The sequence below is a fragment of the Enterobacter sp. 5-4 genome, from assembly GCF_000612205.1.
Classification (GTDB): Bacteria; Pseudomonadota; Gammaproteobacteria; order Enterobacterales; family Enterobacteriaceae; genus Enterobacter; species Enterobacter roggenkampii.
In genome coordinates, this window is sequence record NZ_JFHW01000023.1 from 25,805 (window position 1) to 35,931 (window position 10,127).

Genomic DNA, 10,127 nt, shown 5'->3' on the forward strand with positions numbered 1-10,127 from the left:
TTTAAACCAGGCCGAACAGGGTCAACAGCAGATCGATAACCTTGATACCGACGAAGGGCACCACCAGCCCGCCCAGGCCGTAAATCCACAGGTTGCGGCGCAGCATGGCGGCCGCCGTGAGCGGCTTATAGCTCACGCCCTTCAGCGCCAGCGGGATCAGGAAGACAATAATCAAGGCGTTAAAGATGACTGCGCTCAGAATGGCCGAGGCCGGAGAGTGCAGGTGCATCACGTTCAGGGCGTTTAATTGCGGATAGGTCGCAGCAAACGCGGCCGGAATGATGGCGAAATACTTCGCCACGTCGTTGGCGATACTGAACGTGGTCAGCGAACCGCGCGTCATCAGCATCTGCTTGCCGATGTGCACCACTTCAATCAGCTTGGTCGGGTTAGAGTCGAGGTCGACCATGTTGCCTGCCTCTTTTGCGGCCTGGGTACCGGAGTTCATCGCCACCGCCACGTCGGCCTGCGCGAGGGCAGGAGCATCGTTGGTCCCGTCGCCGGTCATCGCCACCAGACGGCCTTCCGCCTGATACTGACGAATCAGTGCCAGCTTGGCTTCCGGTGTGGCTTCGGAAAGGAAATCATCCACGCCCGCTTCGGCAGCAATCGCCGCGGCGGTAAGACGGTTATCCCCGGTGATCATCACCGTTTTGATCCCCATTTTACGCAGTTGGGCAAAGCGCTCCTTGATGCCGCCTTTGACGATGTCCTTCAGGGCAATGACCCCGAGTACGCGCGCGCCTTCGGCCACCACCAGCGGCGTCGCCCCCTGACGGGCCACGCTTTCGACCAGGCTGTCCACTTCCGGCGGGAAGTGGCCGTTGTTAGCCTCGATGTGGCGGCGGATCGCGTCAACCGAGCCTTTACGGATCATGCGATCCTGAATGTTAATTCCGCTCATGCGGGTTTGCGCCGTAAAGGGCACGAAGGTGGCGTGCAGGCTCTGAACGTCGCGCTGGCGCAGGTTGAAGCGCTGTTTGGCGAGGATCACAATGCTGCGGCCTTCCGGGGTTTCATCGGCAAGGGAAGAGAGCTGGGCGGCATCCGCCAGCGTTTTTTCATCCACGCCCGGGGCGGGTAAGAAGTCTGACGCCTGGCGGTTACCCAGGGTGATGGTCCCGGTTTTATCCAGCAGCAAGACATCCACGTCACCGGCGGCTTCCACCGCCCGCCCGCTGGTGGCGATGACGTTGGCACCGAGCATACGGCTCATGCCGGCCACGCCGATGGCCGACAGCAGGCCGCCGATGGTGGTGGGGATCAGACAAACCAGCAGCGCCACCAGCACCGTGACGGTGACCGCGGTGCCGCCATAGGCAGAGAACGGCCACAGCGTCGCGGTTGCCAGCAGGAAGACAATAGTCAGGGCCACCAGCAGGATGGTCAGGGCAATCTCGTTTGGCGTTTTACGGCGCTGTGCGCCTTCCACCATGGCGATCATCCGGTCGAGGAAGGTTTCACCCGGGTTAACGCTGCACTGGATCACCAGCCAGTCGGAGAGAATGCGCGTCCCGCCCGTCACGGAGGCGAAATCGCCGCCGGACTCACGGATCACCGGCGCGGATTCGCCGGTGATGGCGCTCTCATCCACCGATGCGCCCCCTTCAATAACTTCGCCGTCGCAAGGGATGATGTCACCGGCTTCCACCAGCACCACATCGCCTTTACGCAGTTCATCTGCCGGAACGTGGTCCATCTGGGCACCGTACTTCGGTTCACGTAGCTTGCGTGCGAAGGCGGTCTTTTTCACCCCTTTCAGGCTGTTGGCCTGGGCTTTACTCCGGCCTTCCGCCAGCGCTTCCGCAAAGTTGGCGAACAGCACGGTAAACCACAGCCACAGGCTGATGGCGCCGGTAAACATCGCATTTCCCGGCATATGGCCTGTTCCCATGGCAATCGCCAGGGCGGTGGTCAGGACGCTTCCCGCCCAGACGATAAACATCACCGGGTTGTGCCACTGCACGCGCGGGCTCAGCTTTTTCACCGCATCCATGAGCGCCTGGCGAACTAATGACGGTTCGAACAGGGCCAGTTGTTTACGACTCATGACAATTTCTCCGCAAAATCAGCGTAAAGAGAGGTATTCCGCGACCGGGCCTAACGCGAGGGCGGGGATAAAGGTCAGGGCGCCGACCAGCAACACGGTGCCCGTCAGCAGGCCGATAAACAGCGCGCCGTGGGTCGGTAATGTCCCGGTAGTGGTCGGTTGGATTTTTTTGTTCACCAGCGATCCGGCTATCGCCATAACCGGCACAATGATCCCGAAGCGGCCCACAAACATGCAGAACGCCAGCAGACAGTTCCAGAACGGAGAGTTGGCGCTTAAACCTGCAAAGGCGCTGCCGTTGTTGTTGGCGGCAGAGGAGACGGCATACAGCACTTCGCTAAAACCGTGAATGCCGGGGTTAAAGATGCCGCTGCGTCCAGCCTCGGTCATCAACGCCAGCGCGGTGCCGAGCAGCACGAGAGCCGGGGTGACCAGAATTGCCAGTGCGGTTAACTTCATCTCGCGAACGTCGATCTTTTTACCCAGATACTCCGGGGTGCGGCCAATCATCAGACCGGCAATAAACACCGCCAGCAGCACGAACAGCAGCATGCCGTAAAGACCGGAGCCCACGCCGCCAAACACCACCTCACCAATCTGCATCAGCCACATCGGGATCATGCCGCCCAGCGCCGTAAAGGAATCATGCATGGCATTGACGGCCCCGCACGACGCTGCCGTGGTGACCACCGCATACAGGCTACTGGCGAGAATGCCAAAGCGGCTCTCTTTACCTTCCATGTTGATTGCGCTATCTGCACCCAGTGAGAGGAAGTGCGGATTACCCTGCCATTCGGCCCACATCACCAGCGCAACACAGACCACAAAGATCAGCGACATGGTCCAGAGCAGGGTACGCCCCTGGCGGCGATCGTTGACCACGTCGCCAAAGGCGAAACAGAGCGCGGCGGGGATCAGGAAAATCGCCAGCATCTGCACAAAATTGGTCAGGGCGGTCGGGTTTTCGAACGGGTGCGACGAGTTGGCATTGAAGAAGCCGCCACCGTTCGTTCCGAGCATTTTGATGGCTTCCTGCGACGCCACTGGCCCCATCGGCAGGAGCTGTTTTGCGCCTTCCAGCGAGGTATAAGGTGCGTAAGGCAGCAGGTTTTGCAGGCTGCCCTGCTGTATGAAGAACAGCGCGATCAGCAGCGCAATCGGCAGCAGGATCCACAGCGTAATGCGCGTCAGGTCTACCCATGCGTTACCCAGCGTGCTCACTTTCTGGCGCGCAAACGCCCGCGTTAGCGCGAAGATCACCGCAATACCGCTGGCGGCAGAGAGGAAGTTCTGCACGGTTAACCCGACCATCTGGCTGAAGTAGCTGAGCGTGGTTTCACCGGCATAGGACTGCCAGTTGGTGTTGGTGACAAAACTGACCGCCGTGTTTAGCGCCAGGTGCCAGGACAGGCCCGGTAACTGCTGCGGATTCAAAGGCAGGACACCCTGCAACATCAGCATGGCAAAAAGCGCGATGAGGCCAACGATATTCAGCAGCAGAATAGCGATCAGATAGTCACGCCAGTTCATCTCCCGATCGTCTATACCCAGTACGCGCCAGATCCCTTTTTCAACGCTTCCCGTGCCGGGCAGGGGAACGTTATTGATCAGCCGTGCCAGCCCCGAGCCCAGTGGCCTTGCCAGGACGAACAACACCACTAAGAAACTGGCAATAAGCAAAAACGCCTGAGCAGCCATCAGAATGCCTCCGCATTAATCAGGGCATAAACCAGATAACCCAATAACAGGAACACCAGCACGATGCCGGCAATAAGACCTGCACTCACAATCCACCTCCGGGTGACTTTTGTTGTTGTGCTAACGGTAGGATTTATGGCGCAAAGATTTCGCAAAAATGAGAAGGGCGGGTGTAAAAAAAGTATAAAAATGGCAAAACCCACAATTTAACTATTGATAAGTAAATCGTTAACTTTTTTGTAACTTAATTACGGCGTGAATGTAAATTTTGGCTAAACGGACGAAAATAAGTGGTCGGATGAGTAGTAAAATTACAAACAAAGCGATATTATTTTAGCCAGGTCACAGATTTTGAATTTTCCGGATGACGTTTCCGGCCAACTATAGGGGAGAAAAATATGGATCTTTATAAAGAGTTTCCGGCTCATATCGTGTTCATGCGCCGCGCTTTCGCCGTAGTGGCTGGCGTGCTGGCTCTGCCGGTGATGCTGTTCTGGAAAGATCGTGCACGTTTTTATAGCTATCTGCACCGCGTCTGGGCGAAAACCAGCGAGAAGCCGGTGTGGATGGATCAGGCCGAGAAAGCGACCTGCGATTTTTACTGATACTAAGACGACACCCAGAAAAAAACGCCGGGGGAGCGATAGCCCCTCGTCAGGGTTTACAGGCACATAATAGCCGTCTTTCTTGCCGGGTGACGCTGCGCTTACCCGGCCTACACAGGGCAAAGAGATCAATGCATTGCATGTTTCATTGTAGGCCCTTGCAAGCGTAGCGCCGCCGGGCGAAATGCACAGCATGCACCTTGTCATCAGTCTGTAAGGCCGCCTTGGGCGGCCTTTTTTATTTCAACCCGTCTACACTTCATGGCAAAGTAGTTCAATGCATGCTTTTTCCTTTTACGGCATGCCCTTACGGACATAATGGATATTTGCCTGGAGTTTTATGCCCACCCATCTGGTTTGGTTTCGCGCGGACCTGCGCGTACATGACAACTTCGCACTCGCGGCAGCCTGCCGTTCCGATGACGCCAGCGTGCTGGCGCTGTTTATCGCTACGCCTGAACAGTGGCAGCAGCATGATATGGCCCCGCGGCAGGCGGCTTACCTCAAATCGCATCTGAACGATCTGCAACACTCACTTGCTGAAAAAGGTATCCCGCTGATCTACAAAGAGGTCAGTGACTTTGCCGCGCAGCTTAAGATGTTGCGGGAGGTATGTCAGCAGAACGGCGTCACGCATCTTTTTTATAACTACCAGTACGAGCTGAACGAACGGCTGCGGGATCGCCAACTGGAGAACATTCTGGGCGAGGTGGTTTGTGAAGGATTTGATGACAGCGTAATGCTGGCACCGGGCAGCGTCATGACCGGCGGCCATGAAATGTATAAAGTGTTCACGCCGTTTAAAAATGCTTTTGTTAAACGCCTGCAAGAGGCGCTGCCGGAGTGCGTACCCGCACCCGCAGCCAGAGGGGAAGCTATAACCACGCTGCCTGAATTAACGTTTAACTATCCCCAACAGGCATTCGATGAGCTTCTGTTCCCCGCAAACGAGAAGGCAGCAATTGCGAAGCTGCGCCAGTTTTGCAAACAGGGCGCGGGAGAGTACGACGCGCGCAGGGATTTCCCGGCGATTGAAGGGACAAGCCGCTTATCGGCAAGCCTGGCGCTGGGCGTACTCTCTCCTCGCCAGTGTTTACATCGTCTTCTGGCCGAGCAGCCGCAGGCGATGGACGGTGGGGCGGGTTCGGTGTGGCTGAACGAACTCATCTGGCGTGAATTCTATCGCCATCTGATGACGTATCATCCCGATCTCTGTAAGCATCGTCCGTTCATCCCCTGGACCGACAACGTAAAATGGCAGCACGATGAGGCACGTTTACAGGCCTGGCAAAAAGGGGAAACGGGCTATCCGATTGTTGATGCCGCCATGCGCCAGCTGAATGAAACCGGGTGGATGCACAACCGCCTGCGAATGATTACCGCCAGCTTTCTGGTGAAGGATCTGCTTATCGACTGGCGTATCGGAGAGCGCTATTTTATCTCTCATCTGATCGACGGCGATCTCGCTGCGAATAACGGCGGCTGGCAGTGGGCGGCCTCTACCGGCACCGATGCGGCTCCCTATTTCAGGATTTTTAATCCGACCACTCAGGGGCAAAAATTTGATGCCAACGGCGACTTTATCCGCCGCTGGTTGCCCGCGCTCAGGAACGTTCATGCGAAAGCAATCCACGACCCGTGGGCATGGGCGGATAAACAGGGCGTAAAGCTCGATTATCCCCGCCCGATTGTTGACCATAAACAGGCGCGCACCGCCACGCTGGCGGCGTACGAAGCCGCCCGAAAAGTTTGAGAGCATAAAGATGAAAAACAGTGAACTGGAACGCCTGATTAACGAAAAACTCAATACCGCCTCCTTTAGCGACTACGGCCCAAATGGCCTGCAGGTAGAAGGGCGCGAAACGGTGCAGAAAATTATCACCGGCGTCACGGCAAGCCAGGCGCTGCTGGACGAGGCTGTCCGTCAGGAAGCCGATGCGGTGATTGTCCATCACGGCTACTTCTGGAAAAACGAATCACCGATTATTCGCGGCATGAAGCGCAACCGCCTGAAAACGTTGCTGGCAAATGACATCAACCTGTACGGTTACCACCTGCCGCTGGACGCACACCCGGAACTGGGCAACAACGTTCAGCTTGCGCAGCTGTTGGGGATAACCGTAATGGGCGAAATCGAGCCGCTGGTGCCGTGGGGCGAGCTGGCGATGCCGGTTCCCGGACTGGAGCTGGCCTCGTGGATTGAAGCGCGCCTGGGGCGTCGCCCGCTGTGGTGCGGCGATACGGGCGCGGACCTGGTAAAACGCGTTGCCTGGTGCACCGGGGGCGGGCAGGGCTTTATCGACAGCGCCGCGCGCTTCGGTGTTGATGCCTTTATCACCGGCGAGGTTTCCGAGCAGACCATTCACTCGGCGCGTGAACAGGGGCTGCATTTCTACGCGGCCGGTCATCATGCCACCGAGCGCGGCGGCATTCGTGCCCTCAGCGAGTGGCTGACGGAAAATACCGATCTGGATGTAACCTTTATTGATATCCCTAACCCGGCCTGATGAGAGGTGCCTGAGTGCAGCGAGCGCGTTGTTATCTTCTGGGAGAAACGGCAGTGGTTCTGGAGCTCGAGCCGCCGGTGACCCTTGCCACGCAAAAGCGTATCTGGCGGCTAACCCAGCGTCTGGTCGATCTGCCGGACGTGGTTGAAGCCATTCCGGGGATGAATAACATCACGGTGGTGCTGCGTAGTCCGCATACGCTGGCGCTGGATGCCATCGAGCGTTTACAGCGCTGGTGGGAAGAGAGCGAGGCGCTGGAGCCGGAATCGCGTGCCATTGAGATCCCGGTCGTTTATGGCGGTACGGGGGGACCGGATCTTGGTGTGGTCGCAGACCATTGCGGGCTCACCGAAAAGCAGGTGGTTGAACTGCACAGTTCGGTGGATTACGTCGTCTGGTTCCTGGGATTCCAGCCCGGATTCCCGTATCTGGGGGGATTATCTCCCCGGCTGCATACGCCGCGCCGCGCTGAACCGCGCCTGAGCGTACCGGCGGGGACGGTCGCGATTGGTGGCGAGCAGACCGGCGTATATCCGCTGGCTTCGCCCGGTGGTTGGCAGCTTATTGGGCATACCGCCACCCCGTTATTTGACCCCGCGCTGGCGTCGCCAATACTCCTGCGCCCGGGCGACACCCTTCGCTTTATCCCGCAGAAGGAGGGGGTATGTTAACGCTTATTCGCGCCGGGCTTTACACCTCCGTACAGGATGCCGGGCGCTTTGGCATGCGCCAGTCCGGCGTGAGCTATTGTGGCGCGCTGGACCGTCCTGCGCTGGAAATCGCTAACGTGCTGGTGGGCAACCCCGGCAGCACGGCGGCGCTCGAAATTACGCTCGGTCAGTGTGTCATTGAGTTTGGTCAGGAGACCTGGTTCGCGCTCACCGGCGCCGGCTGTGATGCCACGCTGGACGGCAAAGCGGTGTGGACCGGCTGGCGTCTGCGGGCGAAAGCCGGGCAGCGTCTGACCTTAAAGCGTCCTCTGCACGGCGTGCGTAGCTATCTCGCGGTGGCTGGCGGCATTGATGTGCCTGAGGTGCTGGGCTCATCCAGTACCGATCAGAAAGCCGGGATAGGCGGTCACGAAGGACGTCTGTTGCGCGACGGCGATCGCCTGGCGATTAAGCCCTCTTCGCGTCACTTCTCGACGGCTCAGGGGGTGAAACAACTTCTCTGGGGAAACCAGATCCGCGCCTTACCGGGGCCGGAATATCATGAGTTCGACGAGGCCTCAAAAGAGTCTTTCTGGCGCGCGCCGTGGAAGCTTAGTCCGCAGAGTAACCGAATGGGCTATCGTCTGCAGGGGCAGCCGCTGATCCGGACCACCGACCGGGAACTGCTCTCCCACGGTTTGTTGCCCGGCGTTATTCAGGTTCCAGGCAACGGGCAACCGATCGTCTTAATGAACGACGCGCAGACGACGGGGGGCTATCCGCGAATTGCCTGCATTATTGAAGCCGATCGCTACCATCTGGCGCAAATTCCCCTCGGTCAGCCGATTCACTTCGTGCAGTGTTCGCTGGAGGAAGCGCTAAAGGCGCGGCAGGATCAGCAGCGCTATCTCGAACAGCTGGCGTGGAGGCTCGATGGTAAAGATTGATTTAAACGCCGATCTGGGCGAGGGCGGCAGCGCCGACGCGGCGCTAATGACGCTGGTCTCTTCGGTCAATATTGCCTGCGGCTTTCACGCGGGCGATGCGCAAACCATGCTGGAGAGCGTGCGTCATGCCATCAAAAATGGCGTGGCGATTGGCGCTCACCCGAGCTTCCCTGACCGGGATAACTTTGGTCGCACCGCGATGGACCTGCCGCCTGAGACGGTCTACGCGCAGGTGCTCTACCAGACTGGCGCGCTGGAGGCGATGGTTCGCGCCGGGAAGGGCGTACTGCGTCACGTGAAGCCGCACGGTATGCTCTATAACCAGGCGGCAAAAGACCCGGTACTGGCGGCGGCGATTGCCCGTGCGGTGCGGGACTGTAATCCGCAGCTGATTCTGGTCGGCCTGGCGGGCAGTGAGCTTATTCGTGCCGGAGAACGGCTGGGGCTGACCACGCGGCAGGAGGTGTTTGCCGATCGGGGATACATGCCGGACGGCAGTCTGGTTCCGCGCACGCAAGCCGGTGCGCTGATTACCGATGAAGCGAAAGCGCTGGCGCAGACGCTGGAGATGGTGCGCTACGGGCGAGTGACCGCCGTGGATGGCACAACGGCGCACGTTCAGGCTGATACGGTATGTTTACACGGCGATGGCGAGCATGCGCTCCAGTTCGCGCGCCGCCTGCGGGCCGCGTTCGCTGAAGAGGGCATTCTTGTCAGCGCAGATTAATCATAAAAGGACAGAAAAATGCCAGAAGGCCCGGAGATCCGCCGCGCGGCGGATAGCCTCGAGGCGGCGATAAAGGGCAAACCGCTGACGGAGGTCTGGTTTGCTTTTCCTCAACTGAAACCGTTTGAATCACAGCTGGTGGGGCAGTCGGTAACGCATATTGAAACGCGCGGCAAAGCGTTGCTCACGCACTTTTCCCATAACCTGACGTTATATAGCCACAACCAGCTTTACGGCGTGTGGCGCGTGGTGGAGGCGGGTGAACAGCCGCAAACGACCCGCGTGCTGCGCGTCAGGCTGCAAACGGCGGATAAGGCGATCCTGCTCTATAGCGCTTCTGATATCGAAATGTTAACGCCTGAGCAGTTGCTCACGCACCCGTTCTTACAGCGGGTTGGGCCGGACGTGCTGGATATGCGCCTGACGGCGAGAGATGTGAAGGCCCGGCTGCTATCGCCCACATTCCGCAACCGGCAGTTTTCCGGCCTGTTCCTTGACCAGGCCTTTCTCGCCGGGCTTGGCAACTACCTGCGGGTGGAGATCCTCTGGGAAGTCGGGCTGGCACCGCAGCACAAAGCTTCTCAGCTGAGCGATGAACAGCTGGAGGCGCTGTCCCACGCGCTGCTGGACATCCCGCGGCTGTCGTACAACACGCGTGGCATCGTAGATGAAAACAAGCACCACGGGGCGCTGTTCCGGTTCAAGGTGTTTCATCGGGCGGGGAAGAAGTGCGAGCGGTGCGGCGGGATTATCGACAGGATTATGCTCTCTTCGAGACCCTTTTACTGGTGTCCACATTGTCAAAAATAAAAAAGCCGGGTGGCGGCTACGCCTTACCCGGCCTACGTTTCGCATTTGTAGGCCCGGTAAGCGTTAGGGTATGAACCGGAAACATGGGTAACACTTTAGACCGGATACATGGGTAACAGTTATAACTGGCATA

The 10,127-nt window shown here is 58.5% G+C and carries 10 protein-coding genes; 7 read left to right on the forward strand and 3 right to left on the reverse strand.

The annotated features are described in order from the left end of the window. Position 1: 1 nt before the first annotated feature. Genes kdpB through kdpF form a run of 3 tightly spaced genes read right to left on the reverse strand, consistent with a single transcriptional unit; the run spans position 2 to position 3,837 of the window. Positions 2 to 2,050, reverse strand: a complete 2,049-nt coding sequence (gene kdpB / locus AA74_RS0115430; protein WP_008501077.1) for a potassium-transporting ATPase subunit KdpB — start codon at positions 2,048 to 2,050, stop codon at positions 2 to 4. 18 nt (positions 2,051 to 2,068) lie between these two features. Beyond that, positions 2,069 to 3,748, reverse strand: a complete 1,680-nt coding sequence (gene kdpA / locus AA74_RS0115435) for a potassium-transporting ATPase subunit KdpA (protein WP_025912729.1) — start codon at positions 3,746 to 3,748, stop codon at positions 2,069 to 2,071. Further along, the gene (kdpF, locus tag AA74_RS1000000123000; RefSeq protein ID WP_014069365.1) at positions 3,748 to 3,837 is read right to left on the reverse strand and encodes a K(+)-transporting ATPase subunit F; all 90 of its coding nucleotides are present in this window, start codon (positions 3,835 to 3,837) and stop codon (positions 3,748 to 3,750) included. The genes kdpA and kdpF overlap by 1 nt, the downstream gene beginning before the upstream one ends. Before the next feature lie 309 nt (positions 3,838 to 4,146). Here kdpF and AA74_RS0115445 point away from each other — a divergent pair, with 309 nt between their 5' ends. From AA74_RS0115445 to nei, 7 genes are all read left to right on the forward strand, one after another. Beyond that, positions 4,147 to 4,353 (forward strand): YbfA family protein, encoded by a 207-nt coding sequence (locus AA74_RS0115445; protein WP_008501079.1) that lies wholly within the window; start codon positions 4,147 to 4,149, stop codon positions 4,351 to 4,353. Positions 4,354 to 4,693: 340 nt separating this feature from the next. After that, positions 4,694 to 6,106: a deoxyribodipyrimidine photo-lyase gene (phrB, locus tag AA74_RS0115450; protein WP_025912730.1), complete on the forward strand. Its 1,413-nt coding sequence runs from the start codon at positions 4,694 to 4,696 to the stop codon at positions 6,104 to 6,106. Between the two features lie 10 nt (positions 6,107 to 6,116). After that, positions 6,117 to 6,860, forward strand: a complete 744-nt coding sequence (locus tag AA74_RS0115455; RefSeq protein WP_021241021.1) for a type 2 GTP cyclohydrolase I — start codon at positions 6,117 to 6,119, stop codon at positions 6,858 to 6,860. Between the two features lie 14 nt (positions 6,861 to 6,874). Further along, entirely contained in the window at positions 6,875 to 7,531 is a 657-nt protein-coding gene (gene pxpB, locus AA74_RS0115460; protein ID WP_021241020.1) for a 5-oxoprolinase subunit PxpB, read from the forward strand. After that, the gene (gene pxpC / locus AA74_RS0115465) at positions 7,525 to 8,457 is read left to right on the forward strand and encodes a 5-oxoprolinase subunit PxpC (RefSeq protein WP_021241019.1); all 933 of its coding nucleotides are present in this window, start codon (positions 7,525 to 7,527) and stop codon (positions 8,455 to 8,457) included. Before pxpB ends, pxpC begins: the two co-directional genes overlap by 7 nt. Continuing rightward, positions 8,444 to 9,184 (forward strand): 5-oxoprolinase subunit PxpA, encoded by a 741-nt coding sequence (pxpA, locus tag AA74_RS0115470; RefSeq protein ID WP_025912732.1) that lies wholly within the window; start codon positions 8,444 to 8,446, stop codon positions 9,182 to 9,184. The genes pxpC and pxpA overlap by 14 nt, the downstream gene beginning before the upstream one ends. 18 nt (positions 9,185 to 9,202) lie before the next feature. Then, positions 9,203 to 9,994 (forward strand): endonuclease VIII, encoded by a 792-nt coding sequence (nei, locus tag AA74_RS0115475; protein WP_025912731.1) that lies wholly within the window; start codon positions 9,203 to 9,205, stop codon positions 9,992 to 9,994. The last annotated feature ends 133 nt before the right edge of the window (positions 9,995 to 10,127 follow it).

What these genes read in the sequence shown, in the direction of transcription:
- kdpB (WP_008501077.1), bottom strand. Translation starts at nt 2,050, where the DNA reads ATGAGTCGTAAACAACTGGCCCTGTTCGAACCGTCATTAGTTCGCCAG.
- kdpA (WP_025912729.1), bottom strand. Translation starts at nt 3,748, where the DNA reads ATGGCTGCTCAGGCGTTTTTGCTTATTGCCAGTTTCTTAGTGGTGTTG.
- AA74_RS0115445 (WP_008501079.1), top strand. Translation starts at nt 4,147, where the DNA reads ATGGATCTTTATAAAGAGTTTCCGGCTCATATCGTGTTCATGCGCCGC.
- phrB (WP_025912730.1), top strand. Translation starts at nt 4,694, where the DNA reads ATGCCCACCCATCTGGTTTGGTTTCGCGCGGACCTGCGCGTACATGAC.
- AA74_RS0115455 (WP_021241021.1), top strand. Translation starts at nt 6,117, where the DNA reads ATGAAAAACAGTGAACTGGAACGCCTGATTAACGAAAAACTCAATACC.
- pxpC (WP_021241019.1), top strand. Translation starts at nt 7,525, where the DNA reads ATGTTAACGCTTATTCGCGCCGGGCTTTACACCTCCGTACAGGATGCC.
- pxpA (WP_025912732.1), top strand. Translation starts at nt 8,444, where the DNA reads ATGGTAAAGATTGATTTAAACGCCGATCTGGGCGAGGGCGGCAGCGCC.
- nei (WP_025912731.1), top strand. Translation starts at nt 9,203, where the DNA reads ATGCCAGAAGGCCCGGAGATCCGCCGCGCGGCGGATAGCCTCGAGGCG.